The 25287-nt window shown below is 58.9% G+C and carries 33 protein-coding genes and 2 pseudogenes; 4 read left to right on the forward strand and 31 right to left on the reverse strand.

The genetic code is table 11. The features are described from left to right. Nucleotides 1–247 precede the first annotated feature (247 nt). The 3 genes from NDI89_RS21715 to NDI89_RS21725 all read left to right on the forward strand — a co-directional run bounded on the left by NDI89_RS21715 (nt 248) and on the right by NDI89_RS21725 (nt 1564). Nucleotides 248–469, forward strand: coding sequence for a hypothetical protein (locus NDI89_RS21715; RefSeq protein WP_277524742.1), 222 nt, complete (start codon nt 248–250; stop codon nt 467–469). Between the two features lie 126 nt (nt 470–595). Next, on the forward strand, nt 596–964 hold the full coding sequence (locus NDI89_RS21720; RefSeq protein ID WP_092893747.1) for an SHOCT domain-containing protein: 369 nt from the start codon (nt 596–598) through the stop codon (nt 962–964). 9 nt (nt 965–973) lie between these two features. Then, entirely contained in the window at nt 974–1564 is a 591-nt protein-coding gene (locus NDI89_RS21725; protein WP_092893746.1) for a cupredoxin domain-containing protein, read from the forward strand. A 56-nt stretch (nt 1565–1620) separates the two neighbouring features. On the opposite strand, the gene phaC is transcribed toward NDI89_RS21725, so the two are convergent. The 9 genes from phaC to NDI89_RS21770 all read right to left on the reverse strand — a co-directional run bounded on the left by phaC (nt 1621) and on the right by NDI89_RS21770 (nt 9786). After that, nucleotides 1621–2949: a class III poly(R)-hydroxyalkanoic acid synthase subunit PhaC gene (gene phaC, locus NDI89_RS21730; RefSeq protein WP_092893745.1), complete on the reverse strand. Its 1329-nt coding sequence runs from the start codon at nt 2947–2949 to the stop codon at nt 1621–1623. A 24-nt stretch (nt 2950–2973) separates the two neighbouring features. Next, entirely contained in the window at nt 2974–3612 is a 639-nt protein-coding gene (locus tag NDI89_RS21735) for a MaoC/PaaZ C-terminal domain-containing protein (RefSeq protein ID WP_092893744.1), read from the reverse strand. Between the two features lie 141 nt (nt 3613–3753). After that, entirely contained in the window at nt 3754–4989 is a 1236-nt protein-coding gene (locus NDI89_RS21740; RefSeq protein ID WP_277524744.1) for a phage integrase SAM-like domain-containing protein, read from the reverse strand. Continuing rightward, nucleotides 4986–5444 (reverse strand): hypothetical protein, encoded by a 459-nt coding sequence (locus tag NDI89_RS21745; RefSeq protein ID WP_277524745.1) that lies wholly within the window; start codon nt 5442–5444, stop codon nt 4986–4988. Before NDI89_RS21745 ends, NDI89_RS21740 begins: the two co-directional genes overlap by 4 nt. A 3-nt stretch (nt 5445–5447) precedes the next feature. Further along, nucleotides 5448–6029 (reverse strand): DUF7342 family protein, encoded by a 582-nt coding sequence (locus tag NDI89_RS21750; RefSeq protein ID WP_142980819.1) that lies wholly within the window; start codon nt 6027–6029, stop codon nt 5448–5450. Between the two features lie 544 nt (nt 6030–6573). Next, nucleotides 6574–6990: a DUF7970 domain-containing protein gene (locus tag NDI89_RS21755; RefSeq protein ID WP_277524747.1), complete on the reverse strand. Its 417-nt coding sequence runs from the start codon at nt 6988–6990 to the stop codon at nt 6574–6576. Further along, complete coding sequence (locus NDI89_RS21760) at nt 6983–7921, reverse strand: ParA family protein (RefSeq protein ID WP_307729485.1); 939 nt, start codon at nt 7919–7921, stop codon at nt 6983–6985. The genes NDI89_RS21755 and NDI89_RS21760 overlap by 8 nt, the downstream gene beginning before the upstream one ends. Before the next feature lie 225 nt (nt 7922–8146). Next, complete coding sequence (locus NDI89_RS21765; protein WP_277524749.1) at nt 8147–8950, reverse strand: nucleotidyl transferase AbiEii/AbiGii toxin family protein; 804 nt, start codon at nt 8948–8950, stop codon at nt 8147–8149. A 5-nt stretch (nt 8951–8955) separates the two neighbouring features. Continuing rightward, a complete protein-coding gene (locus NDI89_RS21770) occupies nt 8956–9786 on the reverse strand; it encodes a type IV toxin-antitoxin system AbiEi family antitoxin domain-containing protein (RefSeq protein ID WP_277524750.1) in 831 nt (276 codons plus the stop codon). 1011 nt (nt 9787–10797) lie between these two features. Here NDI89_RS21770 and NDI89_RS21775 point away from each other — a divergent pair. After that, nucleotides 10798–12192, forward strand: coding sequence for a Cdc6/Cdc18 family protein (locus tag NDI89_RS21775; protein ID WP_277524751.1), 1395 nt, complete (start codon nt 10798–10800; stop codon nt 12190–12192). Between the two features lie 131 nt (nt 12193–12323). Here the strand turns inward: NDI89_RS21775 and NDI89_RS21780 are convergent, their stop codons facing one another. From NDI89_RS21780 to NDI89_RS21885, 22 genes and pseudogenes are all read right to left on the reverse strand, one after another. Then, the gene (locus NDI89_RS21780) at nt 12324–12647 is read right to left on the reverse strand and encodes a DUF6788 family protein (RefSeq protein ID WP_277524752.1); all 324 of its coding nucleotides are present in this window, start codon (nt 12645–12647) and stop codon (nt 12324–12326) included. Nucleotides 12648–12818: 171 nt separating this feature from the next. Next, the gene (locus tag NDI89_RS21785; protein WP_277524753.1) at nt 12819–13637 is read right to left on the reverse strand and encodes a hypothetical protein; all 819 of its coding nucleotides are present in this window, start codon (nt 13635–13637) and stop codon (nt 12819–12821) included. A 112-nt stretch (nt 13638–13749) separates the two neighbouring features. Further along, complete coding sequence (locus NDI89_RS21790) at nt 13750–14679, reverse strand: M78 family metallopeptidase domain-containing protein (protein ID WP_277524754.1); 930 nt, start codon at nt 14677–14679, stop codon at nt 13750–13752. A 404-nt stretch (nt 14680–15083) separates the two neighbouring features. Then, the gene (locus NDI89_RS21795; RefSeq protein ID WP_277524755.1) at nt 15084–15431 is read right to left on the reverse strand and encodes a DUF8013 domain-containing protein; all 348 of its coding nucleotides are present in this window, start codon (nt 15429–15431) and stop codon (nt 15084–15086) included. Nucleotides 15432–15505: 74 nt separating this feature from the next. Next, nucleotides 15506–16507 (reverse strand): DUF6610 family protein, encoded by a 1002-nt coding sequence (locus NDI89_RS21800; protein ID WP_277524756.1) that lies wholly within the window; start codon nt 16505–16507, stop codon nt 15506–15508. A 367-nt stretch (nt 16508–16874) separates the two neighbouring features. Beyond that, nucleotides 16875–18035, reverse strand: coding sequence for a hypothetical protein (locus tag NDI89_RS21805; RefSeq protein WP_277524757.1), 1161 nt, complete (start codon nt 18033–18035; stop codon nt 16875–16877). A 172-nt stretch (nt 18036–18207) separates the two neighbouring features. Continuing rightward, nucleotides 18208–18744: a hypothetical protein gene (locus tag NDI89_RS21810; RefSeq protein ID WP_277524758.1), complete on the reverse strand. Its 537-nt coding sequence runs from the start codon at nt 18742–18744 to the stop codon at nt 18208–18210. Beyond that, on the reverse strand, nt 18741–18896 hold the full coding sequence (locus NDI89_RS21815; RefSeq protein WP_277524759.1) for a hypothetical protein: 156 nt from the start codon (nt 18894–18896) through the stop codon (nt 18741–18743). The genes NDI89_RS21810 and NDI89_RS21815 overlap by 4 nt, the downstream gene beginning before the upstream one ends. Further along, nucleotides 18896–19585 carry a DUF6166 domain-containing protein gene (locus NDI89_RS21820; RefSeq protein ID WP_345781986.1) on the reverse strand — a complete coding sequence of 230 codons (690 nt, stop codon included), beginning with the start codon at nt 19583–19585 and terminating at the stop codon, nt 18896–18898. The genes NDI89_RS21815 and NDI89_RS21820 overlap by 1 nt, the downstream gene beginning before the upstream one ends. 102 nt (nt 19586–19687) lie before the next feature. Beyond that, complete coding sequence (locus NDI89_RS21825) at nt 19688–19969, reverse strand: hypothetical protein (RefSeq protein ID WP_277524761.1); 282 nt, start codon at nt 19967–19969, stop codon at nt 19688–19690. 53 nt (nt 19970–20022) lie between these two features. Then, entirely contained in the window at nt 20023–20388 is a 366-nt protein-coding gene (locus NDI89_RS21830) for a DUF7568 family protein (RefSeq protein WP_277524762.1), read from the reverse strand. A gap of 2 nt (nt 20389–20390) precedes the next feature. Then, entirely contained in the window at nt 20391–20690 is a 300-nt protein-coding gene (locus tag NDI89_RS21835) for a hypothetical protein (RefSeq protein ID WP_277524763.1), read from the reverse strand. A 53-nt stretch (nt 20691–20743) separates the two neighbouring features. Beyond that, nucleotides 20744–20965: a DUF8129 domain-containing protein gene (locus NDI89_RS21840; RefSeq protein WP_277524764.1), complete on the reverse strand. Its 222-nt coding sequence runs from the start codon at nt 20963–20965 to the stop codon at nt 20744–20746. Nucleotides 20966–21086: 121 nt separating this feature from the next. Continuing rightward, the gene (locus tag NDI89_RS21845; RefSeq protein ID WP_277524765.1) at nt 21087–21782 is read right to left on the reverse strand and encodes a nucleotidyltransferase family protein; all 696 of its coding nucleotides are present in this window, start codon (nt 21780–21782) and stop codon (nt 21087–21089) included. Nucleotides 21783–21784: 2 nt separating this feature from the next. Beyond that, complete coding sequence (locus NDI89_RS21850) at nt 21785–22450, reverse strand: RNA polymerase subunit sigma-70 (protein ID WP_277524766.1); 666 nt, start codon at nt 22448–22450, stop codon at nt 21785–21787. A 37-nt stretch (nt 22451–22487) separates the two neighbouring features. Then, nucleotides 22488–22769, reverse strand: coding sequence for a DUF7389 domain-containing protein (locus tag NDI89_RS21855; protein ID WP_254861360.1), 282 nt, complete (start codon nt 22767–22769; stop codon nt 22488–22490). 23 nt (nt 22770–22792) lie between these two features. Further along, nucleotides 22793–23194 carry a DUF6166 domain-containing protein gene (locus NDI89_RS21860; RefSeq protein WP_254861359.1) on the reverse strand — a complete coding sequence of 134 codons (402 nt, stop codon included), beginning with the start codon at nt 23192–23194 and terminating at the stop codon, nt 22793–22795. A gap of 78 nt (nt 23195–23272) precedes the next feature. Next, a complete protein-coding gene (locus NDI89_RS21865; RefSeq protein WP_277524767.1) occupies nt 23273–23668 on the reverse strand; it encodes a DUF7567 family protein in 396 nt (131 codons plus the stop codon). Nucleotides 23669–23745: 77 nt separating this feature from the next. Further along, nucleotides 23746–24110: pseudogene (locus NDI89_RS21870) on the reverse strand (DUF7568 family protein). Nucleotides 24111–24113: 3 nt separating this feature from the next. Beyond that, nucleotides 24114–24605, reverse strand: coding sequence for a DUF7995 family protein (locus NDI89_RS21875; RefSeq protein WP_277524768.1), 492 nt, complete (start codon nt 24603–24605; stop codon nt 24114–24116). A gap of 103 nt (nt 24606–24708) precedes the next feature. Continuing rightward, nucleotides 24709–25131 (reverse strand): DUF8025 family protein, encoded by a 423-nt coding sequence (locus tag NDI89_RS21880; RefSeq protein WP_277524769.1) that lies wholly within the window; start codon nt 25129–25131, stop codon nt 24709–24711. A 52-nt stretch (nt 25132–25183) separates the two neighbouring features. Continuing rightward, nucleotides 25184–25287: pseudogene (locus tag NDI89_RS21885) on the reverse strand (IS5/IS1182 family transposase); the annotation flags it as partial.

The following is a 25287-nucleotide window of genomic DNA, read 5'->3' on the forward strand; positions in this document are numbered from 1 at the left end:
CTGTGACTCGGAATGCGCTAGCGACGACGAGGTGTTCGTCTGCGAGCACTGCGGGGTCTCCTGCCACCGACACTGTATGGCGGAATACGACACCGATGTCTGCCCGAAGTGTGTCGGCGAACCGATGATCGGAGCGGTCGAATTCTAGTCGCTCCGTCTCACGCCTCCGCCGCGGACAGCCCGGAAGCAACGTATATGCATGGTCGGCTGACGAAATGCGTTTTTGGCTCGTGCCCGTAGCGCAGGTATGTTTACAACCGTCGAACTTCCCGACGTCGACGAGGCCTGTGCGTACTGCGGATCGCGTATCTTCGACCACGACCCGATCTGTGTGCGCGACTGTACCGACGACTGCGGGTCGGCGACCTACTTCTGCAACTACGCGTGTCTCTCGACCTACGTGGACGAAAACAACTTGACGGCTGGCGACGCGTGCGAGTGGTCGCCTGACGACCCCCACTGCTGCTGAGTGCGCTCACCCCAAGCAAGACACGGAGCAACGTATTGGCCGCCACCCCGCCCAGGAACTACCAATGGAGCAGTTCTGGTCGTCCAACTTTATGAATGCAGCCGGCGAAGTCAGTAGTGGGTACCCATGTCGACAGAGCGCACGTCCGACGGCCTGCTCCGCATCGTCCTAATCGTCCTCGCAGTGATCGTCCTGTTTCCGATGTTAATGATGGTTTTCGCCGCTCCAATGATGGGGATGATGGGCTGGTGGTGGGGCGGCGGCACGGCCGGCGGTCTCTCGCCACTGTGGGGCATCGGGATGATGCTCGTTTGGCTCGTCGTCCTGGTCGGCATCGGCTACCTCCTCTATCGCGGCCTCGTCGGTGGGGTCGGGTCGTCGCTAACCACTGATAGGGCACTCGAAGAGCTCCGAGTGGCGTACGCACGCGGCGATCTCTCCGACGAGGAGTTCGAGGAACGGCGTGCGAAACTCACCCGCGAGGAGTCGCAGTAGTCTGCAATCATGTCCCCGACAGTACAGCGACGTGAGTTTCTCACTGCGCTCGGAGCCGGCATCGCAGGTCTAGCGGGCTGCGTCGGCAATCTCCCGGGAACCAGCGGCGGGGTCGATCGAACGATCTACGTCGGCGCGTATCACTGGGGGTTCATCATCGTCGACGAATCCGGCGAGGAACAGGACCGTATCAGCCTGCAACGGAACGATGTTCTCCGTGTCGTTTCGTTCAACACGCTCGCGAGTCAGGCCGTCCAATCCCTCCCAGCGTCGATTCGAGACGCCCTTCCCGACCACGAGGCCCTCGAAGAACGAAACGAGGAACGCATCCCGGCCCCGGCCGACGGCGACTTCCACGAGCTACTCGAAGAAGCGAACGAGCAGTACCCAGATCATAGCCTCGCGATCATGCCCTCCGGACAGGTTCACATGGGCGGTGGAATGATGATGCACCCGGTTGCACTTCCGCAAAATGCCACCAGATCCATCGTTCGACAGTTAGGGGCGACGCAACGGGGCGATTACACGCTGAGTTGCCTGACCTACTGTGGCTATGGACACCCGTACATGGAAATCGACGGTGGCATCGTCATCACATAGGGATCCGTCGTAGATGTCACCGGGGAAACTGTCCGGGAAACAGCGTGGGGAGCGAACTAGCTGGAGAGCTGTTGGGCTTGCTGGATCCACGACGACACTCGTGAGCCACTGATACCCAGTCGCTCAGCGAGCGCGGCCGGATCCGCGGCTGCGAGTTGACTCACCGTAGAAATCCCGGCGTCATGAAGACGCTCCTCGTACGCTGGTCCGATGCCGTCGAGCTTCTGCAACGACTGTTCCTGGTCGGCTCCCTCTGGAACATCGTTCCCGCCGGGTGTATCCGTTCCTTTGGTCGAGGTCACCGACCGCTCTCGAAACCACGTCGCCACGCGGGGCCACAGCTCCGCGTGGGCCTTGCCCGAGACGGCCATCCCGACGTGACCGGTCGGAAACTCGTAGATGTCGGTGTCTTCGCTTGGGATAGTGTCCATGAATGGTTTACTCGCGTCCGGCGGGATGAGATGGTCGAACGAGCCGATGATCTGTAAGACCGGCATCGTGAGATTCTCGATGTCGACGGGGTCGCCATCCAGCACGAGTTCGTTCCGGTAGAGGGCGTTTTCCTGGTAGATATCTTCGATGAACTGTCGATAGGCTTCCCCCGCGACGTCGACCCCATCACGTACCCAGCGTTCCATTCGGCCGAAGTTCTCGACGGCAGTCTTGTCCTCGAGGTTGTCGAACAGGATGGTGTACTTCCCGGCGTAATTCTCGATGGGATTCATCTGGGCGAACCCCGTCGCGAGAAACTCCGCCGGGACGTTTCCGTACGTCTCGGTGATCGCTCCTGGATCGAAGTACTCCTCGCTTCCCCACTGCTCGAGGATACCACCCGTATCGTCGAAATACAATCCCGTCGCCATGAGGCCGAGATTACGGACCTTCTCCGGGTGTAGCGCAGCGTACATCGTACTCAGTGTCCCACCCATGCAGTAACCGAGGACATTGATTTCGTCAGTTTCAGTTCGATTGCGGACGACATCGACGCAGTTGTCGATGTATCGATTCACGTAGTCTCCCAGCGTCAGCGACGCGTCGAGTCGGGACGGTTCCCCCCAGTCGATGAGATAGACGTCGAAGCCGTCCTCAAGAAACCGTCGTACGACGCTCTTGTCCGGCTGGAGGTCGAGGATATATGGTCGGTTGATCAACGCGTAGACGACGAGCAGGGGCGCGTCGTGTCGGTCGTCGGTCAGGGCCTCGTAGTGCAGGAGGTCGAGTTTATTCTCCGAATGGATGACCTCACTTGGCGTCTGGCCGACCTCGACTGAGGCGAGGTCGTCGATTCGCTCCGGAAGGAAACGCATCGTCTCGACGGCATCTGCGCCTCGTTCGAGCGTTCGACGCTGCAATTCGAGAGGCGCTGTAAATGGGTGCATTGTCATCACTGGTGTCGAACGTGCTGGTGATCACTCCGGGATAGGATCGATCAGAACCGTCGCCGTTCCATCCAACACGATTTCGTTGGCGTCGTTCTCGATTCGAGTTGTGAGGCGATACCGGGCACCGTCGAGTTCGTCGACGATTTTACATCGAGCCGTCAGTGTCTCGCCGATGTCCACGGGCTGTTGGAACTCCAGGTTCTGCGAGATGTAGATGGTCAGCCCGGGAAAGCACGCCAGTGCCGCGCTAATCAGTCCCGAGACGAGTGTCCCGTGGACGATTCGGTGGCCGAACCGTGTCTTCTCCGCGAACGCGTCGTTGAGGTGGAGGGCGTTCGTGTCGCTGGTCGCTTCGGCGAACTTCCGGACGTCGTCGTCCGTAATCTCCTTCGAGAAATTGACGCTGTCGCCCTCCTGCAGCGACGTGGGATCTGCGATATCGATGTCGAATTCACCTTTCGCACGGCCGTATGGCAGACGAGGGATGATAGCACCGCTTGTCTCGATGAGATGGGGGTGCGGCGTCTCGACGTACTTCTCGGGAGCGCTATCAAACAACGCTTGGCAGTCGTTCGAGCAGAAGTGGAACGACTCACCTTCGTACTCGGTAGTCGCTTCGGCAGATTCGAGTGGGATTTCCATCCCACACACGGGGTCAACTGGCATGGGTACGCTGAATTGAGGGCTGGTTCACGGATGGGTTCGGGATCAGGATCGTTCAGTCGGTCTGGTAGTGAATAACGTAGTCACTCACTATCAACGTACGTGTCGCTCGCATCGTCAACCGAGAACAACTGTAGAGGGCGATCACTTCCCAAGATGGTCAACCTCGTCGAGAGCTTCAGTCGCCACGTCTCCAAGTTCGCCTGCCTCGATGTGGGAATAGCGCTCTCGAACCATCTCCTCCGAGTTGTCGAGATATCGAGCTGCGACCGTGTAGCCGAATGCTCTGACGAGGACCTCTCCCATGCCTCGTCGACCGCCGTGAGGAGCGAGGTAGTCGTGTTTCGGGTGGACGATGTCGACCTCCCCCTCCTTGGAGAGTCGTTGGAGAATCGACCGTGCACCATCGGTCGTGATCGACGGCGGCCGAATGTCCCCATCGAGCGCCAGCAGGAGGTCGCGAGCGTATTCTTCACGGCGCTCAGTAATTGCCTCTGGGCGTTCCCCTCGGTCGGCTAGCTCTTCCCGGACGAGCCCTGCAAGCGTCCGTTGGTCGAACGTTGGAAACACCGGCCACCGCTCCGTCGGTGGGTCCATCAGCTGGCGATAGCTTCGCAGCGGCGAGATCACCGGGTCGGGAAGACTCGCGGCGTCCCATTGCTGTTTCTTCCGGTAGACGTCCATACTCCCGTCCTCGAGCGAGAGGTCCTCCCAGCGGACGCCGCGCCGGCGCGGGTCGTTCGGGTCCCGGAGGAGTTCCCCGACGCGGACAGCTGTGTACGCGAGGACGAACACCAGAGCCCGGTCACGAGCCGCTTTGAGCGCGGCGTAGCGCGCTCGCTGCTTGTCGAGTGGGTCAGTATCCTGTGAGAGTGTCGTGTACGCCTCGACGGCGTCGCGGGCCCGTTCGTCGACGTGGCGGGTGAGGGCGTGGCGCTGTTCAGACGTCCAGGCCTGTTGGTCGCCGGGCTTGCGGCCGTCGTCCTCCGGCAGCGGCGCCATCGCACTCGCCCTCTGCGCGTAGTGGGCCTCGAGATACCCTTCGTTGACACACCACCCGCACCACGCAGAGATATAGCGGTAATAGGTTTGTACCGTGTTCTGCTTGAGTCCCCGATCTCCACCGAGATGCCGGGCGTACTCCCGGAACACGCGTTCGTCGAGATCTTCGAAGGTGGGTTCGCGGTCGACGTCATCGGGGACGATCCCGATCCAGTCGTCGCCGCGGTCGCCAGCGGCCCACTCGACGAACCGCTCGAGCTCGCGTGCAGCGTTTCGTCGATAGTTCCCGCCGTCGCCACCGCGGCCTTTCCCCTTGTCCTGGAGATAGCGCTCGAAGGAACTCGCGAGTGACTGATCGGAGCGTTCTCGGGGAGTCATGGTTCTTCGTTCGCGTACTGGTAAGTCAGACGAACATCCTCGAGGAGTGCTTCGACGATTTCCCAGAGGATCAGGGAAGGAGTCTCGTGTTCAAATGTGATCCCACAGCGGTCCTCCGTATTGGCGGCAGAGTACTGGAAATGCGCCCGTCCGAGATCGGGATGGTCCTCGTCTTGGTGCCAGCCGGCGTGAAAGCCCGTGTTCGGATCGGTGTAGTTGATACGGAACCAATCGTGAGGGGCCTGTCGATACCACCTGACGGTCAGTTCCGGCGAATCAGGGCCTGTCGGGGGATCCAGACGGGCTGGATCAAAAACCGCCCGTAGCTGCTTGGCCTCGATATCGTCAGGAACGTACTCGACGGCCGTGATCTGGGGGACACGGTCGAGGACGTCCCGCTTCAATTGGGCGTAGAGGTTCGCGTTCGGGTCACCACCTGGATGCGGGACCGACATCCGTTAGCTGCTGGCCTCGGCAGACTCTGTCGTCGGAGCGAGGAAGTCCCATTCGCGGATGGCAAAGCCAACGATCTGGATACGACGCTGAAGGTGCTCCCACTCGCGGGCAATCTCACGGCGACGGTCTTCCTCGTCACCGTCAAGGGACTCGTCAGCGAGCGTTCCGCGAAGCTGGTTCGGTAACTCGACGCCGAATTCGTCCTCCCAGTCGCGGATCTGGGTCTTCATATCGGCGAGCCGGTCCGTAAGCTCCTCGACAGTGTGTCCGCTGTCTCGAAGGCGCATCGCCTCCTGCATCGCTTGGCGGCGATAATCAGGGTAATACGTCGTGTGAGTACCGCTTTCGTCACGGTGGAGGACGCCGTCGTCGACGAGTCGCTCGAGGACGCGCTTAGTTGGTTCGTGTGACCAGCCCGCTTCGGAGGCGATCCAGTTGGCTGTCTGTGGCTCCGACAGCTGCCGAGCAACCATCCGCACGCGGTCTTCACCCGTGGTCTGGCGTTCCATCAGGCCCTCGGAGTTCGATTCGTCTTCGGTCATACAACACCCTTCGGACTGTGTCTTAATATAGATTGAGGTCATTAGTCCTATATCGAATGCGCTTCTTCGCCATCGCCTCGACCTCGGCTGAGGAGAGTCAGAGCAAACTCGGAGCCCGGTCTTGTCGGCTCTACCCCGGGGGAAGCGCCGTTGTGAGGGGGTTGCAGCATTCGTGCTTCACCGACGGCGGCGGGGCACTTCAAAGTGGTCGTGATTACCAGTGTAATCACGACCAGACAATAATTCGGGTGTATTGCCCAAATTCAGCAGTTTCAGCCTACAATGGCCCTATTTGTGTTGCTATAAATCCTATGTGGCTATACCAATAGGCCGGCCATCCTCCTTCAGGGTGATTCGTCGATTTACAACGCAGAGACGCCTTCTACTCGGTCAGATACGTGAATGGTGTTCATTGGGAAACGGTGACCTCTGCACTCAGAATTCGTGAGTTTGGTACTCCAGAATGAGTGGTTCATATGAATAGTATGCTATTCATGCTATCCAGCCTTTTCCAGCGATTCACATCCCTTAAGAGACAACTATCCCCCTTCACGTTTCTTGGATGAGGAATAGCATTCTATTCACGCTATTTTGAAATCGAATCCTTTCGTTCTTGCTCGAATCGTTCAGCGACCTCGTCAACCAAGTCTTCCTCTACAACCGTGCGCAGCAAGGCGTCAGTCATCTCCCGGACAACGATATTCTGATATCCACGGGTGCTGAGTTCACGCTCTAGTTCGTAGTTCAGCCAGGAATCGAAGTTCTCGATGGTCTCTTCGCGTGCGTAGAACGGCCGTTGATTGGCTGCCTCGTATGAAAAGGCAGTATCTGATATCGGGTCTAATTCCTCAACGGTATCCTCATCCGGTTGGTCGACGTGTTCGGTTGCCGTGTCTGTGGTCGATGGCTCGGACGACTCCTGTTTAGTCGTCTTGTCTTGCTCGTCTGCATTGTCATCCAGTGTCTGACTAAGATCTGCGAACGGGTCACCGTCGTCAGCCATGTCGGACCACCTCACCAGCTTCGACGATGTGGGCGAGTTCGTCGAAGCACTTCAGCTGGTCACAGTCAGGATCGTAGTCCAATAGCGGTTTGCGTTCACCGTACGCCTTTGTGATGCTGGTTCGGTCGCGGATACCGGGTGTCGGACTAATATCGCCGGTCCCCACAGCCTCCCAATCCGTGATTCGGGCGAAGTTCGGGATTCGATCCTGCAAGCTGTTGTGGGAGTTCAGTCGTTCAAGGAGCTGGCGGTCCTGCGTCTGCTGGTCGATACGCCCATCCAGCATGTTCGGGACGAGGGCAAGGACGTCGACGTCCATGTGCTTTCGCAGCGGGGCAATCTGACGCTCGATAGTACGTTCCAGTCCGGACATCGCCTCGTTGCCGGGCGCCAGTGGAAGTACAAGATTAGACGTCGCGACGAGAGCGTTGTCAGTCAGTCGCGAGCGATAGGCAGGCGAGTCCGTGACGATGAAGTCATATTCGTCGCCAAGCAACGGCTCAACGACCTCACGCTTCAACAAAGCAGACGGCTGGAACACGTCACCGACGACGATTTCTCGCTCGACCTGCTCGAGATCCTCGCTTGAGGGAAGGAGATCGAATTCATATCCGGTATCGTAAACGACTGAGGTTGGGTCTGCCTCGTCGAAGAAGACCTCACCGATACCCTCGTCTGTATTGTGATAGTGGTCATCGAACCCGAGACCGACTGAAGCGTGTCCATTCGGATCGAGGTCGATGAGGAGGACATCTTGGTCGTGGGTGGCTAGCTGACGCGCGAGATTCACGGCGATGGTTGATTTGCCAACGCCACCCTTCAGCATACAGACTGAGACAGCTCGGGAATTCCCCGCTGTATCCACGGATTCGTACGGGCTATTTGGGCTTTTCGTACTATCTAGGCTATTCCTGCTATTCGTTCCCGCCATGCTATTCTGGAATAGTGCTCTATCCCCTCTTATAACTAAGGGCAGTGAATAGCCGAATAGCTAAAATAGCTTAGATATTATGAATAGCCCGAATAGTATGAATAGATTAAATAGTATAGATAGAAACATATCTTTGAATAGGATGTTATCTCAGAATAGTATCCGATTTCAGAATATCCCTAATAGTGCAGGGCTAGTACGTGCCGCAGGCGGGAGGATTTGCACCTACTCCGTCCCTTTGTCAATGACGGCCCCGTCCAATCGCTTCCAAACCGTATCGAACAGAGGTGGATCGCCGGTCAGGTCTGGAAGTGAGGTTTCCCACTGGCGCTGAATGTCCTCGCGCTGATCCACCGGCAGACCTGTGGTGAGATCAACGTCAAGGTCGTCGTGGTCGCACTTTGTTTCGAAGGCAGGAAGGACAACGTCGAAGTTAATCTCAACAGACTCGCTCTCGAGGAGCTGGTAGAGGTCGTAGTAATCTCTGGCGGCACCCCGTTGGAAGATCGCCCGAAGTTTCTCCGCGAAGATCTCATCGACACTATACGCCTGCAGTTCGAACTCCGGAATATCCTCGTAGGAGTGCGTATGGTGAACCGAGTCGAATGCAATGTACTCGTCGACCATCACGTCGAGGCTGGTCGTATTCGGATGGTCAAGCACTGCCCGATACTGGATGCTCATGTCAACGTAGTGTGTCGGATAGTGTTGCTGGCGGGACTCGTGGTGCTCGCTGATGGTGAACTCGATCCCGGAGCGCTCGGTAACTGTGTCGAGGACGCCGCGGAGGTCGTCTTCTGATCCTTTGTACTGGCCTTCAACGCCGAAATCGAGGTCCTCTGAGAATCGCCACGACTGGGGGAAGTACAGTTTGCTCAGCGCCGTTCCACCTTTGAACATTAGGTTCTCGCCAAAGCCACTCGTGAAGATACCCCAGAGAATCCAGGAATTGACGTAGTTCTTCTCAGCATAGCCCTGGCGGACACCTAGCTCACGGGCAAGGACACGGAGACGGTTTTGACTGATCATTAGAATCAGGACTCCGTCGGACCGAGCGTGCCCGGGTCGACGTTGATTCGAAGGCGATACTCACTGTTGTAGGTCCCCTGCTTGTTCCGCGTTGGATCGAGCAGCGAGTACCCGCTCGTGAACGACTCGACGAGCGTCTTACGCGTCGGGAGGTCGATACCTAGCTCGTCGGCAACGTAGACGATCCGTTTGGTCGCGGCGCCGTTGTCGAGCCGCTGGAGGTACTCGCCGACCGTCGCCCACGAACAGTCCTGGTTGTCCACCGCGACCATCGCCGTAGCCAGTTCCCGGATGCCACCACAGTACTCAGGATGGTCAGCACAGTCGACGAGCGTCTTCTCTAGGTCGGCGACGTTCACGACAGTTCCCTCGATGGACGTCGGCTCGTAGCCGAAGAACTTCCGCTGAGTGACCGTCGCGACGCGGTATGGGACGCCGTGGATCTCGCGACTCTGGGCTCGCGTCGGGGTGACGACGTACACGGTTCGAGGCACCTGCTCGGTTAGCCCGTGATGGCTGAGGGCGCTATAGTAGCCGATGTACATCGGCTCGGCGACGTGTGAGGCGATGAGGTACTCGTGGGTCGTGTACACAGCCTCCTCGCCGGCAGCTAATGGAATGATGAGATACCGGCCGGGGAGCAGCCGATCCAGCCACCCCTTCTCGGCGAGTCGTGAGGCGATCTCGCGAGCAGTATTGGATGCGACCCCGAGTGTCGCCTCGATATCGTCGATCGAGATGATCTGGTGGCCCTCCGCGGCGAGGCGCGAGAGGAGTCGGCTCTCACGGGTGGAAAGCCCTTGCCGTATATTTGTGACCTCTTGTGTGGAGCTCATACCTGCGTTTCGTGCATAGAATATGAAGGCCCGGAGGCTTCAACGTTGCGCCTCTCTATCTCTTCGAGTAGACCACCAACTAATAGACTCGAGTTAGAGGGATCGGGGGCCAATCTGGGTGACGTCCGACCTGGATGTCGCCGGTGACGAACGAGAACAACTGGAGACGGCGGCCGACGAAATTTCGGATACTGTGGTATGATCCATCGTACTATGAGACGTAGCTGGTGCGAGCTGTCGAAGGTATCGTCTCACCTCTCGGATGGAAACGGTCAGATATTCGACGGCTGTTGGCGGAAACACGAACGGTCAGGATCACGTCTTTCTGACCGAGCAGCAATAACAGAATTACGTAGGGCACACACCCCCCTCGTTCGGAGTGAGATCCCGTACGACCTACGGTATGGATAGTAGCGGTAATCAGCTACAATTTCTCGGCTAGGGCGGGTTCTTTCCAAAACCGCAAGATAGCGTGGACTTCTGATGATCCGTCGTCTAGTTTCAGGCCTAGATTTATTACCTAGTAGTGCAAACTATTCACCAAGTAGAATACGCCACTAGTTAGAAGTATTCGTGAATACGCCTAACACTGGAACTACAGCTGTTCTATCCTCTGGTTTCTAAGCACTAAACGTTGCGTCGAGAGGGCTACTCGATGTATTTCAAACCGCGACCTCATGATCAGGTGGAAATACGATCCTTAATCCGGTGGTATGTAGGACATGATCTCATTCCGAACGAGGGGGGTGTGTCCCTGGAACTCTCATATCTGCATCTATCCAACGAGAACTGAAACTGCATCGCTGATTAGGTTAGCAAGTACCTCATTCCGAATCAGGGGGGTGGAGTCAGCATATTTCACATATCTGACGACAGCTCACTTTGAATCGGGTTTCTCCGTGAATGAAGACGCTATCCTGCGGTTTCGTGCTATTCAACCTCTATAGGCGTCAAATCTCATTCCGAACGAGGGGGGTAACGACTAAGTGGTTTCCTTTCGAGGGTGGAGCCATGACGGGCAACGGCGGATCTGAAGGAGGGGGTGACACACCAATCACGGAGCAACAGCTGGATGATTTCGATACGACCATGGTGGACACTCCGGCCTCTGAAAATTCCTCTACTTCGGAAGAAATCCAACGACAAGAGCCGAATGACCCAGCGAACGACCCATTGTTCGTTCGGGAAGGCGATGAACATGGTTCATCGACCAAAATCTGGGCAGATCGGGATTTACTCTCTATTGGAACTGTTCCGGGCCCGGACCGGATCGTCGGTCGAGATGCAGAAATCAAATCAGTTGCTGGTGAAATCCGACATCTCGTTCACGAATCCCAACCAAATCACGTTGTCATTTATGGTGAGACCGGGACTGGAAAATCACTTGTCAGTCGACACGTATCTGACCGTCTCGTTGATACTGCCACTGCCCGTAACGTCCCCGCTGCAAGCATCTACGTCGAATGTAAGAAGAATAATACCGAAACCCGAGTCGCCCGAACAATCGCCCGTGCCCTAAGTGACACATCCGATTCCGGCATAGAAATCCCTCGTGTTGGTTTAGGGTCCGCTGAATACTACGATTACGCCTACGACATCATCGACGAGTACTATGATGGGCTCATCGTCATCCTCGATGAAATCGACATGGTTGATGACGCTGAGGGACTCCTCCATGAACTCTCGCGAGCCCGGGAAGCCGGGCATACTGATGCCTATATCGGGATCATCGCTATCAGCAACGACATCGACTTCGGGCAGAAACTCAATGCACGCGTTCAGAGCTCGATGCGAACGACGGACTTCGTTTTTGAACCATACCAAAGTGATCAGATTGAGCAGATCCTCGAGTATCGACGAGATGCGTTCCAAGACGGGGTCGTGCAAGATGGCGTCATAACCGAGACTGCTGACCGATCGGCGGATGAACATGGTGATGCAAGGAAGGCAGTCGACGTCCTGCGAATTGCCGGTGATATCGCTGACGACAACAATGCTGAGGTCGTGAGGACGGACCACGTCGATAAAGCAGTCAAGCGTGCAGAGATTAATCGAGTCAAGGAGACGATTGAGAGTACCTCCCCGCAGTCGAAACTCGTGCTCTACACTCTCGGTCGCTTAACCGGCTCGAACAATCGTCGCTTCCGTACTTCTGGAATCTACGCCCAATACGAGACGACCTGCGGTGACGTCGGCGCTGATCCGCTCTCGTATGATCGAGTGAGTCAGATTCTCAGCACGCTCTCGTTAATGGGAATCTCTGAATCACACCAGGTCGGTGGTGGACACAAGCAGGGTGTCTATCTGGAACATCAGCTCATCAAGGACAGGGACGTAGTGATGAAAGCAGTGGTGGAGAGCGACGAACGGCTTTCGGAACTACATAACGGAACGTACGAGCTCTGAGCGAGCAGGCGGGTTCACTCTACCTGGAATCCCACTACTGAAGCTCATTCCGAATCAGGGGTGTCAATCCTCTGGGATATAAAACAATCTCATTCCGAATCAGGGGGGTGGTTTCGAGGTGACCTGGCTAGCTAATCGTCTGGATTGACCGGTCCTTTGTATTTCGAGCGTATCCTATCTCCTTCCCGCCACTGCCAGTAGTAGTAGCGGTTGTCGTTGATCTCCTTGATCGTGATCGTCGCTTTCGAGGGGACGTCATCGGGAAGATTGTCGGGGCGCTCGTCGTTTTCGTCTTCCTTCTCCGCTTCGGCAAGGCGTGCCTCGCGCTCGCGATACTCGGCGAGGTCCTCGGCATAGCGGGCAACGTCTCGGAGCAGCTCGGGCGAGTAGTCGTCGAGTATGTCGATGACGTCGGTGGGGAGGTCCGCTGGGGGCGTCGGGGGCTCGTAGGACATGGGCCGATCTTTGTTAACCAACAGAGACGCAAGGAGCATAGTTTTGTTGGTTAAGCCGCTACCAACGGCTCTCACCGGTTCTCCAGCAGCTGTAACACTACTCGAAACTCTCTATCAAGCAGTTTCGTCTGATGTTACAACCCTCCGAGGACTCTCGAACGCTGGGCGATCCTACGAGTTCGAAGGGAGTCGACCATCAGGTCGTGGGACCTGCCCCTGTTTGATCTCGTGATCGACTCGTCGGAGGTGTTTACAGCCGCCCTCGGGCGTTCGTTTCCGCCAATCTGGGCAGGTACACGACTCGCTGATCACATCCACTTCGTATCGGTTCCCCGATGCTGATCGGACCTCGTACCGGCCGCCTTTTTCGAGCAGCGAGACGACCATCTCTTCGTCGACGGCGCGTCTGGTGCGTGGATCCAGACCGTCGAATTGGATCGAGTGCTCCGTAACGACCATCCGGTCGCGAACGTCGCCGGTTCGGCCGCCGTCTGGCGCAACGGCAGCATCAGGATCGTGGAGCCGATTCTCGAGCAGGTCTTCGACCGGATGACTCTCTGGCCATAGGTACTGGATTTCACGACGCTCGCGATGGTCGTAGGAGCCGCAGGCGGCAGCACTCCCGGTCCAAACGCGCCACGCACCGAGTGCGGCCATCACGTCGACGATGATCCGCGGAACGGTCTCGTACTCGTCGGGGTAGAAGATTCGAAAGCGGGTACACTCCGCCTGCGGCGGAACAGTCTCCCACCACTCGACGTCGTCGCCCCAGCTGTCGAACATCGCGTTGTCCTCCCCGTACCCCACAGTCACGCCGTCGATCTGCGATACGTTCACCGACAGCTCGTCGCCCTCGCCTTCGAGCAGCCGGAGAACGGCGTACCGGAGATACTCGTGCTCCGGATGGTCGGTAGACTGGGCGACCTGGTCGTGGTGTTCTGCGACTCGTTCCGCCTCCTCGAGAACGGTAGTTAGGTACTGGTCGGTCATGGGTCGATGGAGACGGGACTACGCCTCCGCCCCTCGGCGGGCGCCGATAAACGTAACCAACGAAGACCCATTTTTGCGTTCGATTGTTGGTTAACTGGAACGGACTACGAGGTCAGCCCTCGGCAACTATGCCGATAATCTCCTGGGCGGTCGAACTGATTCGACCGAGCCGATCCTGGACCACCTCCGCATCGTCGTTCTCCCACGCGGCGAGGTAGAACGCTGACCCGCTCGTGTCCAGTCCGAGAAACCGACCAACGATATACGCGACGGCTTCCGCTTCGACTTCGCGTTTCGCGCGCTCGGTGTCGTCGTTGACGTCGAAATGCAGTAGCGCGTGAGCGTACTCGTGAATCAGTGTGACGGCGAGGTCGGCCTGATTCTCGCGAGCTTTCGCCTTGACGACCGGCTGGAGGTCATGCAGGCTCCGGTCCTCACAGACGCCCATCGCGTCGCCATGCTCCCAGTCGTCGGCCTCGACGATACGAACGGTCACACCGAGATCCGACGCTGCGTCGGTCAGTGTCGGAACCAAGTCCTCGGCATCCCCGGTTGCCTCCGTCTCCAGCTCGGGAAGCGGCTCACCGTCGGTCTGCGACACGTCGAAGACAGCGGTCGGTTTGAACCCGACGAGTCCTTTCGACCACTCCTCGGGCGGCGTCTCGTCGTATTCACACTCACTGTCCTCGTGGTAGCTGGGCGAGTTCTCGCACTCCGGGCACTGCTTCGCGATGATCGGTGCCCAGATCCAGATCGCCTGTTCGCCTTCCTGGACGTACCGGTCGAACTCGTTCCGCCAGGTGTTGAAGCCGGCGACCTTCGTCGCCTCGGGACACTGGAGTTTGATGAGCAGCGTGTTGCGATGTGAGTAGTCGTGGAAGCGACTCTGGATGTCGAGCCACTCCTGGAACTCCTCGCTCGCCTGCGCTTCATCGACGTCGTCGACGAGTTCGTCGATCCAGGCTTCGATGGTACTGTGCATCTCGTCGTGTCGTGTGTCAGTCTCATCGAACGAGACCGACGAGTGACTGGCTGTAACCATTGTATTCACCGAACCGAGTGCGACGGCGTCGACGTCAGTTCAGGACGCGCCGCACCCCTCGGGGGCGCACAACAAACGACGGTGCTCCTGAGAGGGATATCGGGGCCGCTATCGGAGGCTGGGATTAACAATCGGTGCGAGAATACCGTCGAGAGCATGGGATTCGTCGATGTGCTTCGCGGGGTCATCAGACCCAGCACGGCCGATACGGCCACGCTGTATGAGTGCCGCCACTGTGGTGCGACCCTCTCGGCAGATACTGAGACGTGTCCGACCTGTGGTGGCGAGGACGTCGCCTGCTACCGATTCTAAGGAGGTCTTGCTCGGACCGCTGCTCTCGTTGTCGGCACTGCTTGTGTGGTCGTGTCCGTTCAGCCCCCCTCGGTGTGAATGGGGGGATCTGGTTATCGGAGCGCTGCTTTCTCGTCAGCGAAGCCAACCGTGACGAGGTACTCGAGGAACGCGTCGAACCGTTCGACGTCGCTGGGTGTGTCCGTCGCGAGGTGTCGCACCCACTCGATGGCCCACTGGAACGCGGGGTCGGTCCCGCCTTTGCCGTGGATATACCACCACCGAGCTGCTTTCAGGACGACGAGCGGATTCGTCGGCGGCTGCTCACCGGCGAGGCCACGCGTAATCGACTCGATCTCCTCGGGTACCTCGGCGGGATCGACCTCGCCTGATTGCGTGTTCGTTACGTCGACTGGAATTGCATCAACCGAGACGTCGGTCGGACTTTGTTGTTGACTCACGGAAACTCACCTTCTGGGAAGGCTCTCTATCGAGCCCTCGCCCTCTCCGGGGCGCGAAAAACCAACTCGTAGCGTCACGCAGGTGGGAGGTAGACGCTCTGCTCGCCGGCGATCTCCTCGAGGTTGTTTCGATGACGGTGCGCGAAATAGCAGTCGTAGCTGCAGTATCCACAGACATCACCGGTGTCGTACTCGGCGACGAAGGGACCGCGCCGGGTCGTCCAGACGTTCGCTCCGCATTCGGTACAGGCAGCACTCTCGAGATCGGTCGGCGATGGGCCTTCGTACTCGATCTCGAGGGGGTCGTCGTGAGGTGTCGAGTCGGGCCAGACACCGTGAGACTGCCAGAAGGTCTTGAGGCGGGCGAGACTGTGACGGACCGTCTTGCGAACCGTGACGTGGTCTGCATCGCGACCGCTGTCGTCCCAGCCGTCGGCCGTCCAGAACTCGCCGAACTGTGCTCCCCGATGGAGACCGTTCCAGTCGAGGCCGACGATGTCGGCTGGTTGCTCGTCCGTGAGCGTCGGTCGGGTCAGCTGCTGGATGACGTCCCACTGTTTCGGTGGGCTACCGCCGAGAATATGGACACGCCGCCCCCGCCAGTCGGTCGGCTCGGAGAACTCGTGCGCCAATCGATCGGCGTACCCCCGCGAGTAGCCGAGCACAATATCGTTCGGGATCACATCGATCACCTCCCGGCACTTGGGGACGATGACGAGTTCTGCGTCGGGATAGCTCGCCTGAATCTCGCGCGCGGCGGCCACGTACTCGTCGACGTCGTCTCTCTCGTACGCATCCCCGATGATGCCGACCTGAGGTTCGTGCTCGAAAAAGCGGGCGACGTATCGATCCAGATCGGGATTCCGAAAGTCGTTGTCGAGCATCCCGACGGGGATGTCCAGGTCCTGATACTGGGTCTGTTGATAGCCACAGTCTTCTCGGAAGCCGGGCAGGTAGCCGAGATTGTATGCGTCGAGCGCGAACGGCGCTCGATGGAGGAACGCCACGCTGTCGGCTTGTCTGGCAGCCGCAATCGTACTCGCAGTGCTGCTGCTGGGACTGATATCGAGTGACATGGATAGGAGCATGCGAGGGCGAATCCGACCGCCCCACACCCTCTCAGGGGGCGAAAAACGATGCTGCAGACAGCATTAACCAACACCATCTGTCGAAACCAGCAATTTGTTGGTTAATTCGGAGCGCTCACACGTCTTGAAACCGCTACCAGGATATTCGGGGACGAGATGTGTTGATCGTCTCCGCCCAGTGTTGAGCCCGTCAATCAGTCGAGCTGTTGTGGATGGACACGATGGTTGCACGGCGCGACCACGGCCTCACTCGGGCCAACGATCGTCACGCTCGTTATCCGGCGATCACAGACTGGACACTGCTGTTCGGCGTTCTCGTTTGCCATGAATAGAAACGCGAAAACGAGTGATAGCGCTAGTTCGTGACCTGCTGGAACCGCTCGCGAAGCACCTCTTCACGTGCTTCGAACTGCTCGACGTTCGCCTGCAGATCCTCGTTCACACGCTCGATGCTCGCGAGCGCCCGCTCGCCGGCGAGCGAGGATTGCGACCCATCACCGTCCTCGGTGTCCAGCTGCTGTTCGTAGGCCTGTTCGACACGCTCGATGGTGCCCTCGGGATTGAACAGGATATCGTTCGCGACGCGAACGTACTGGTCGAGAGACGCGCCTTCTTTCCCCTGGAAGAAGTGGGTGAGCGCGTATGTCGCGCCGGAGTGCAGCGTCCACATGTCGATCTCGAACGGTGACGCCGCGTTGGCCTCGGTATCCTCGGTAGCACGCTCGGCCAGGTAGTCTGGGAAGCCGAGGAGACTGTAGAACTCCGTGACGGTGAACGGGAGCTCCGAGAAGTCGAGGTCGATGTCCTGGGCGTCGCGGATGAACTCAAAGAGGTCGTCGGCGACGAGTTCGACCTGTGCGAGGATCTCCTCCCACCAGGTACGGAAGTTCCGAACGTCCCCGACGTGCTTGATGACCTCTTTGTCGGTGAGTGACCGCATCGTGTTCGAACAATACCCATCTTGGGCGAAGCCCTCGACGTAGACCGCGTGCTCGCCGAAGAAGTCGTAGCCGGAGGTCACACCCATCGTGATCGGTTCCGAGCGGCCCGGGAGGCGCACCTCGAGGCCGTCGAACATCACGTCCATGTGGACTTCGCCACCGCCTCGGTAGCGCCGGATCTCGCCGAACATCACGTCGCCCAGCGGTGTCTCGTCGATGGTCTCCTCGCGAAGAACCTCCTCGAGCGGCCCGTAGACGTCGACCGGGTTGATGATCGAGTAACTGTTCGTGGGCACGTGGAAGAGGGGATCTGCGTCGGGCTCGTCGGCCCCTGCCTGGTCACGCGCTCTCGTCGGCTCGACGACGGCGTTGAAGCGCTCCGTCTCGACCCACTCGTCAGTATAGGGATTCTGGTAGGCCACGGTCGTCTCGACGGCCTGCGGGAGGTCGCGAACCGCTTCGACGAAGGACTCTGGATCGTCGACCGTCTTCTTCTGACGGTACCACTCGGGTAGTTCTGTGTCGGTTCGTCCGTCGACGCCGGCGAACACGGTGCTGGATTCTGGATCTTTCATTTGGGTCACCTCGAAATCGGTCTCAGCTATCGCGACGACGCTCTCATCACGCGCCCTGCGCCCCTCTCCCGGGCGCAAAAACGACTCTACTTAACCAACACCGTCCCCCAAGAATCCAGTGCTGTTGGTTAACTCTCTGAACGATTCCGACACCTGTCTTTGACTCTCTGACTTACTCGTCGGCCTGACGTCGACGGCGTACCTGCTCCGGATTCGGCACCCACGGATGGGCGTCCCAGCAGTGGAGGGCGTGCTCTCGTGGTGTGTCGAACAGCGCCCCGCAGGACCCACATTCATAGGTCATCTCGGGCCAGCGTTCGGTGACGAACATCGCGGTCACCGTTGATCTGATCGGGTCTGGGGCGGTCGACCGCCGAACGTAGTCGTAACCGATCACCGTCCGTCGACGAAGAGCCGACCGCGCCAGCCGTTCGGGCTTGTCCGTCGGGAGATACACCCAGCGGATGAACGCCTCTTCCGACGCTTTTGCCGACGGTTGGAGTATGAACCATCGGTCGTGCTCGTCACAGAAGAGATACCGCTCAGTGCCTCGATTCTGGAGATAGAACGGATCACCACGACCGGGAATCAGTCGAAGCCCCACGGACGGCGAGATCGGGCTGAGAAGCCGGTCTTCAAGTGAGGGCGAGCGGGACTCACCGGACGACGTCTCGGCCTCGAACTCGTCGAGCGTCGCTTCGCAGGTCATGAGTCATCGGGACTCGTCTCGTCTGTGGCTTCCTCCGCTGTTCGCTCGTGTCGGTCGTTGTATCGCTCGAGTTCCCGGCCGATGCGCTCCAGTGCCTCGACAGCCCGTTCGATCAGCTGGTAGGTAGTTCGCGAGAGGCGAAGGTTCTCCATTAGGTGTCCTCCTCGTCCGGCTCGATGAGGTCGTTGCTCTCAGCGACGAGTTCCTGCACGGCGGGTGCAGGGTCAGTTTCGACCGGCAGGGTTCGATGATCGAGCGGGGCGGGGTATGCCCGGTCACCCTGTGAACAGAGTATGATCAGCCACTCCTCGCTCCCGTCACCGAGGACGACGTAGTGGTCGATGTCCTGGCGCTGGAAGACCGTCCGATCTGCTCGACTCACGACACTCCAATTCACCGGCAGCGATGTCGACGCGACGCCACCGTCTGGCGTGGGGGCGTGACGGTCTTGGAACCCACCGAGTGCAGCCTCGATGTCGTCACCGGTGAGATGCCAGCAGTCAGCCGGGCCACCGCACACCAACTGACTCACCACCTCATTTCGGAACTGGATGTAGTACTGGTGGGCGACGCTCTCGTCGTCGAAGTAGTCGAGGAGGAGCGCACAGGCGAGCTGCGCCGGGCCGCTTCCGGTGTAGCCCCACTCGAATCCCGCCGGGCTATGTCGGACGAGGTCGAGGCTTCGGTCGGGCGAGAGGCGCTCGTGCTCTGTGAGCTTCAGCACCACCGGAGTTTCGTCGACGCGCATACCCACGTACTCGACGTGGTCTGCGTTGGTCTGGCATTGCTCACTATCATCCTGTACTGCCGCTCGTGGGTGGTTGGTCGAATCCGTCTTCATAGGTCGAATGCGGGTTATTGGATTCCCCGCACCCCTCTTGGGGGTCGAAAAACTCTGCCGGACGAGCGTACTCGAGGCGACTGATGCGCTCTCGCTGAACGGTCAGTGAATGTAGAAGATTATCTTGTCCGGACTCTCACCCATGCTGAGGCCTGTACCGACGCAGTAGCTATCCGCATCTTCGATGGCTTTGATGATGGGCAAGAGGTCTTCGGTGCCGTTCTTCGCCTCGACGTGTTCCTTAATCTCATCCGCGTACTGATCCAACTGGGTGACCTTGGACTTTGATGGGTCAACCTTCGCTGTTCCGTGCTCAAGGATTGTTTCAGGAACATCGAGATCCATTGTTTCGTCGACCGGCTCACCGCACTCTGTACAATCCATGGTGGATCTCACGACGCCGGTTTTCTAAGGCTTTGTCTGTTCTACTGGGGGAATTAGCGCTCGGCGCCGTAGACGATTGCTGAGCGGCTTTCGTAGCCGCAGTCTCGACACTCGAACCACCGTTGTACCTTCGTGCCGTCAGCACTCTTCTGGCCGACGACGACGTCTTCGTTAGGACACTCTGGACAGGGTAGTTCAGGCTGAGGGCGCTTTCGGAGTTCGTCACGAAGTGATGTGGCTTCCTTCGTCGCGAATCCGCGCGACCATACGGGATAGCCGTCGACGAGAATCGCGGCCCGCCACTTATACACGTACGAGTCCGGCGCTCGATGAAGCACCGCGTGTGCCGTGGTTTCTGTATTCCGGTACGTCAGGGTCGGAGTACGGCTCTCTCGGGTCCAATTGATCAGTCGTGTCATAGTTACTCCTCGAAAAGACAGCGAGCAGCTGCGTCGTCGCCGGCAAGCGTCTGCTGGTCCTCGGTTGTGTCAGCGAAGAGACTGGACTGCTCACCCTCGGATGGTTGCTCAACTTCAGGCCGGTCGTCGACGCCGAACTCACTCGCCTCGGGCCGATCGAGACGTGAATCCCGGTCGCGATGATCCACGTCAGCGCCGAAGTCCTCGAGTGAGGTTTCGACGCTCGTCTCTGTGACTTCGAGCTGGCCATCATCACCGAACGCGGTCTGCTGTTGAATCTCGATTTCGGGTCGCTCGCTCATTTGGATTGAGCCTCCACCCACCGAGGCTCCGACAGACACCTCCGAGTGTCGCGTCAGTCGCCCTGGGAGCGGATCTCGGTGGCACGCTGTTTGAGTCGGCGGAGGATCTGGACCCGTTGCTGATTCGCGTTCTCGTAGGCGACGCAGGCTCGCAGCGTCTCCATGTCGTTGATCGTCACGATACCGGCGTTGATGAGTCGCGTGTTTGGTGGGTCGAGCCGTTGCTCCGGTGTGAGACCATCTGGTTCTGCAGCTTGGTCTGACGAGTCACTCACGTATGTTCGCCTCCGCCTTTTCAAGGCGGCAACAAACCGCTCTAACTCGCTTTCCGTCTTCCGTAGCTACGGGGACGGATTCGCAGCTATCGTTACTGCTGCTGTCGCGGTGACCGCTGTCTCACTTCTGTTGTCGCTTGAGAAACTCGAGGAGGATCTCGATGTCCTCAGCCGATGCCGACGATTGGCCGAACAAGCTCTTGAATCGGTGATCGAGTCCGCCCTCTTCGATGAACGCTTGTGCGTCACTGAGCTGTTCCCGAAGGGCATCAGCATCGCCGCGATGCAGATGTGTCTCGACTAGATCTAAGTCGATCGAGGGGATCGCAGCAAGGACATCTGCGAGATCCGTTTTCCGGCCACTATGGAGCTTGGCGGCAACGAGCACTTCCCCATCAGCGGCTCGTGCAGTCGTCGACCGAGTCCCGCCTGAAATCGTCGTCGGGGAGCTGTGCGTGCATAGATAGTCGAACGACCACTCTGCTTCGGTTTGTCGACACCCAAGTCCGTTCACGAGAATGTCCACACCGACCGGATGGGGCAGTCCTTCGGTTCGTTCGAAGCAGTCGATTTCCCGGTTGTAGATTGTCTCTTCTGCTGGGACTTCGAACTCGGTTGTCCGTTCGAAGCCATGCTGTTCCAGAAACGCCACGACGTCCTTGTAGTCGTCCGGAGCGATGACGAGGTCGAGGTCGGTCGAGAACCGCGTCTCGAACTGACTGATTGCGAATCCACCAACGAGGACGAATTCAATGTTTGACTGCTCCAGTTCTTCGAGCACCTCGATGAGTGCCTCACTGCGGTCTTCCTGGCTCATGCTCAGGCGGGCTCCCGGCGATAATTCGCATCGGTGTCGACGTCGTCGTACATTCGGCCGAGCATGTCGAGTGCCGACTGGAAGGTTGCGTAGTACTCGTTCGCGAATGCCACGGTCTCCTGAAGCGGGATGACGGGCCGTCCGTCGACCATCTCGGCATCGATCTGTGGTCGGGGCTCGAGGACGACCTGAATGGCATCATCAAGGTCTTCAGCGGGCTGGCGTTCTTCCGCAGTCGGGATTCCGAACCGATCGAAGAACGTCTTCCAGGCGTCGACGTCCTGCTCGCGAACAGCGATGAACAGGGGATAATCCTCCGGGTCGCGAGCGACCTGGTAGCCACCGCGAGTCCAGACGTATACTGCATCGATGGATGTGAATGCATAGTCCAGGCCGGCGAACTGGGGGAGAACGTACACCTCCGTGATGGATGGCGGCGAGGTGGCTGCTGCCGCCGTCAGGAACTCGAGACCGGCGTCTCGGAGCGTCTGATCGAGGAGCTGGAGGCCATCATCGTACGCGACGTATCCCGCTTCTTCGATGCGGTTCACGACGCGCCGAATCGTCTCCCGGTTCTCGTCGATCTTTCGCGCGACGCCGGAGATGGAATCGCCTTGGTCAAGCGCGAGGATGACCTTGAGTTCCTTCTCACCGCATACTTCGTACATCCTATGGTTACACAATTCTGTGCAACACCTAAAAGAATTACTCTTCGTGTGGGGCTGCTGGCTGGATCTGGCGAGCGTCCTCAGCAAGATCGTGGATGTACTCCCGGAGGATTTCCATGTCCTCGCGGGCATCTTCGAGTGTCTTGCCTTTCGCCTTCGCGATCACCTCGTCCTGATCCCTGGTACCGGTTCCACGCTTGAGCTTCACGGTGAGGGAGACGCCGACGTCACTGCGTTCGATGTACTCCGTTTGTGTCGGTTGCTCACTGGCTTCGGCCGATTCGTCATCCGCACGAGATGGCTGGGTGTGTTCTGACATGGATTGCTCTCGGTGAGTGGTGCTTAGATGGTCGGTGCGACTGGCTCGGCAGTCGTCTCACGAAGGGCTGCGTCGATCTCGCTAGAGGTGAGTCGCCAGTACTCGTCGGACCCCGCGCAGCCCAGCTGGCTCACGACCTCGGTTTTGAATGCCTGGTAGTGGTCGAGGGCAAACGCTTCGGCACCCGTGTAATCGAGGAGGAGTGCGAGCGCGAGTTGTGCCGGACCACTACCACCATATCCCCATTCGAAGCCTGAGGGACTGTGGTTCACCAGTGCGAGACTCCGCTCTGGCGTGAGCCGTTCTTGGCCGGGACGTTTCTCAACGATAGCCTGCCCGCTCTGCCGATACCCGACGTAGGCGACGTCGCAGTCGCTCGCTGGGTGTGTCTGTTCAATCGAGTGTGTGTCGCTAGGTCTACTCATCGGTCTGTTCGGGAGCTACTCGTTCGAGCACCTCGCACCCCTCAGGGGGTGAAAAACAGCCACAGGGACTGCTTGCCCCTACGCGAGATGGGAGATATCGGCTGGTTCGTCGACATCGTCGAACTCGCCTCGTTCGACCGGCTCCCAGTCATCGCCGGGTTCTGGACTCCACCAGTCGACCTCGTAGGCCCCCGGTGCGCCGAGGATCTTCACCCGTGCCGACCCATCGGGTAGGTCGCGACGGAGCTTCTCGTCGACGTGGAGGTTCCACGTTGAGTGGGTGTCGAAGCAGGCGAGGACGGCCTCCTCGTATCCGCGTGTCTCTCGGGATTCTTGGAGTTCGACCTGCGTGTTGCAGTTCTTGCAGAACACACCTTCGAAGGGAATGTGACTGAATATCTCGTGCCCGCAGACCGGACACCAGAGGAACTCGAACAGTGCTTCGCTGTGGCGGTCGATGACTTCCAGGCTCATCTGTGGATCTGGCCCGATTAAGACGGGCCACCCATTCCGGCCCAAAATAAACGTCACCGCAGATGCGCCCTTATCAATCAGCGCTCGGCGCCATACACGATTCGCGAGGATGCTTCGTACCCACAGTTCCGATACTCGAACCAGCGCTGAACCTTCGCGCCGTCAGCCGTTTTCCCACCGATTGCTACATCGCTGTTCGGACACTCGGGACAACTCAGTTCGGGCGCTGGCCGGTCACGGAGCTCGTCACGGAACGATTTCGCGTCCTTCGTCTCGTACCCCCGCGACCACACCGGGTAGCCGTCGACGAGGATTGCGCCACGCCACTTGTAGCGGTACGAGTCCGGTGCTCGGTGTAAGACAGCCCGAGCTCCGATCTCGGTATCCGGTATGCGAGTGTGGGCGTGCGGCTCTCGCGCTTCCAGTTTGTGATTCGAGCCATCTGTTAGAAGTGGACGTCGGCGGGCACGATCCAGAGCTCCTCGCTCTCCTCCAGCACTCGATCCAGTTGCTCGCGATGGCGGATACCGTTCGCGTACTCGTTGTACAGAAACACCGTCGGCCCGTCGTAGGCGCCGACCTGGTGGAAGGCGTGCCGAGCGAGATCTTCGTCGCGCATGATCTCCTCGTCGGAGAGTTCGTCGAGTGCCTCCTTCACCCGCTCGAGATTCCGCTCGAATTCCTCTTTCGTCGCCTCCCAGCCACGCTCGAGCAGGTCTTGGCCGTCATCGGAGTCGACGGGGGCTGCAGTCGGCAACTCACCCCATCGCGCCTTCCCCGCAACGGACGTGTCCTCCTCATCGAACGTCACGTGGTAGTCGAAGACGGCGCCGACGTGTGGGTCCGCGCCGACCAGGCGGTCGAACACCGTCTTTCCGGTGGCCAGTGCGTCGTCGTAGGTCGATTCTTCTACCAGAGCGTAAATTACCATGTGCATCTCGAACACCTCGAAACGCCGACGCACCAGGTGTCGTTGCTCGCTCCAGCTGCGCCGGCACCCATCGCCGGCGCTCGAAAAACCTGCTCGTGACGAAGGATTCTCAGGATTCGTCCGCTCGTTCGACAGTGATGGTCAGGTCGCCCGACGCGTAGTCAGCCTCGAAGTCGACTGCGAACGCGTCCGTCTCGTAGGCGGCGTGGTAGGCGCGGTGGCGTTCGAGCGAGCCAGTCGCCTTGAAGTGGAAGAATGCGGCCGCCGTGTAGGGCTTGCTCTGTGTTTCGACCTGCGACTCGACGGATGCGGGGAGCGCGATTTGTGGTGTGTCCGTGTCGATACTCGCAGCGAACTCCTTCGCTTCCTCGACGGTGGCTTGCGAATGCGCTGGTGTCTCACCAGTGAGCACGTTCACCGGTGTCTCCGTGTCGTCGGTGAACAGGACATCGTGGAAGGTGTGCGTCCCGAGGACTGCGTCGGGACCTAACTCGCAATCGTGGATTGGATCGTCGTCTGGATTCTCGGGCATCAAATCAGAGCCCACGGTGGGGCTCAGTCTGCCTTGTTGAATCCGGTTGCGATCACTGTTTGATGGAGCGTTCAAGGTTGTAGACGGCGGCGGTGAGCACCAGCTCGCGGAATTCTCGGTACCAGGCGCGTGGCCTGACAGCGGATCCGTATCGAC

Source organism: Natrinema salsiterrestre, from assembly GCF_029502005.1.
Lineage (GTDB): Archaea > Halobacteriota > Halobacteria > Halobacteriales > Natrialbaceae > Natrinema > Natrinema salsiterrestre.

What these genes read in the sequence shown, in the direction of transcription:
- NDI89_RS21745 (WP_277524745.1), bottom strand. Translation starts at nt 5,444, where the DNA reads ATGTCGGTCCCGCATCCAGGTGGTGACCCGAACGCGAACCTCTACGCC.
- NDI89_RS21765 (WP_277524749.1), bottom strand. Translation starts at nt 8,950, where the DNA reads ATGATCAGTCAAAACCGTCTCCGTGTCCTTGCCCGTGAGCTAGGTGTC.
- NDI89_RS21725 (WP_092893746.1), top strand. Translation starts at nt 974, where the DNA reads ATGTCCCCGACAGTACAGCGACGTGAGTTTCTCACTGCGCTCGGAGCC.
- NDI89_RS21780 (WP_277524752.1), bottom strand. Translation starts at nt 12,647, where the DNA reads ATGTCCTACGAGCCCCCGACGCCCCCAGCGGACCTCCCCACCGACGTC.
- NDI89_RS21810 (WP_277524758.1), bottom strand. Translation starts at nt 18,744, where the DNA reads ATGACCTGCGAAGCGACGCTCGACGAGTTCGAGGCCGAGACGTCGTCC.
- NDI89_RS21760 (WP_307729485.1), bottom strand. Translation starts at nt 7,921, where the DNA reads ATGGCGGGAACGAATAGCAGGAATAGCCTAGATAGTACGAAAAGCCCA.
- NDI89_RS21875 (WP_277524768.1), bottom strand. Translation starts at nt 24,605, where the DNA reads ATGCACATGGTAATTTACGCTCTGGTAGAAGAATCGACCTACGACGAC.
- NDI89_RS21750 (WP_142980819.1), bottom strand. Translation starts at nt 6,029, where the DNA reads ATGACCTCAATCTATATTAAGACACAGTCCGAAGGGTGTTGTATGACC.
- NDI89_RS21720 (WP_092893747.1), top strand. Translation starts at nt 596, where the DNA reads ATGTCGACAGAGCGCACGTCCGACGGCCTGCTCCGCATCGTCCTAATC.
- NDI89_RS21865 (WP_277524767.1), bottom strand. Translation starts at nt 23,668, where the DNA reads ATGAGCCTGGAAGTCATCGACCGCCACAGCGAAGCACTGTTCGAGTTC.
- NDI89_RS21830 (WP_277524762.1), bottom strand. Translation starts at nt 20,388, where the DNA reads ATGACACGACTGATCAATTGGACCCGAGAGAGCCGTACTCCGACCCTG.
- NDI89_RS21790 (WP_277524754.1), bottom strand. Translation starts at nt 14,679, where the DNA reads ATGGTTACAGCCAGTCACTCGTCGGTCTCGTTCGATGAGACTGACACA.
- NDI89_RS21850 (WP_277524766.1), bottom strand. Translation starts at nt 22,450, where the DNA reads ATGTACGAAGTATGCGGTGAGAAGGAACTCAAGGTCATCCTCGCGCTT.
- NDI89_RS21855 (WP_254861360.1), bottom strand. Translation starts at nt 22,769, where the DNA reads ATGTCAGAACACACCCAGCCATCTCGTGCGGATGACGAATCGGCCGAA.
- NDI89_RS21820 (WP_345781986.1), bottom strand. Translation starts at nt 19,585, where the DNA reads ATGAAGACGGATTCGACCAACCACCCACGAGCGGCAGTACAGGATGAT.
- NDI89_RS21740 (WP_277524744.1), bottom strand. Translation starts at nt 4,989, where the DNA reads ATGACTCCCCGAGAACGCTCCGATCAGTCACTCGCGAGTTCCTTCGAG.
- NDI89_RS21735 (WP_092893744.1), bottom strand. Translation starts at nt 3,612, where the DNA reads ATGCCAGTTGACCCCGTGTGTGGGATGGAAATCCCACTCGAATCTGCC.
- NDI89_RS21805 (WP_277524757.1), bottom strand. Translation starts at nt 18,035, where the DNA reads ATGAAAGATCCAGAATCCAGCACCGTGTTCGCCGGCGTCGACGGACGA.
- NDI89_RS21770 (WP_277524750.1), bottom strand. Translation starts at nt 9,786, where the DNA reads ATGAGCTCCACACAAGAGGTCACAAATATACGGCAAGGGCTTTCCACC.
- NDI89_RS21860 (WP_254861359.1), bottom strand. Translation starts at nt 23,194, where the DNA reads ATGAGTAGACCTAGCGACACACACTCGATTGAACAGACACACCCAGCG.
- NDI89_RS21800 (WP_277524756.1), bottom strand. Translation starts at nt 16,507, where the DNA reads ATGTCACTCGATATCAGTCCCAGCAGCAGCACTGCGAGTACGATTGCG.
- NDI89_RS21755 (WP_277524747.1), bottom strand. Translation starts at nt 6,990, where the DNA reads ATGGCTGACGACGGTGACCCGTTCGCAGATCTTAGTCAGACACTGGAT.
- NDI89_RS21815 (WP_277524759.1), bottom strand. Translation starts at nt 18,896, where the DNA reads ATGGAGAACCTTCGCCTCTCGCGAACTACCTACCAGCTGATCGAACGG.
- NDI89_RS21785 (WP_277524753.1), bottom strand. Translation starts at nt 13,637, where the DNA reads ATGACCGACCAGTACCTAACTACCGTTCTCGAGGAGGCGGAACGAGTC.
- NDI89_RS21880 (WP_277524769.1), bottom strand. Translation starts at nt 25,131, where the DNA reads ATGCCCGAGAATCCAGACGACGATCCAATCCACGATTGCGAGTTAGGT.
- NDI89_RS21825 (WP_277524761.1), bottom strand. Translation starts at nt 19,969, where the DNA reads ATGGATTGTACAGAGTGCGGTGAGCCGGTCGACGAAACAATGGATCTC.
- NDI89_RS21775 (WP_277524751.1), top strand. Translation starts at nt 10,798, where the DNA reads ATGACGGGCAACGGCGGATCTGAAGGAGGGGGTGACACACCAATCACG.
- NDI89_RS21715 (WP_277524742.1), top strand. Translation starts at nt 248, where the DNA reads ATGTTTACAACCGTCGAACTTCCCGACGTCGACGAGGCCTGTGCGTAC.
- NDI89_RS21835 (WP_277524763.1), bottom strand. Translation starts at nt 20,690, where the DNA reads ATGAGCGAGCGACCCGAAATCGAGATTCAACAGCAGACCGCGTTCGGT.
- phaC (WP_092893745.1), bottom strand. Translation starts at nt 2,949, where the DNA reads ATGACAATGCACCCATTTACAGCGCCTCTCGAATTGCAGCGTCGAACG.
- NDI89_RS21845 (WP_277524765.1), bottom strand. Translation starts at nt 21,782, where the DNA reads ATGAGCCAGGAAGACCGCAGTGAGGCACTCATCGAGGTGCTCGAAGAA.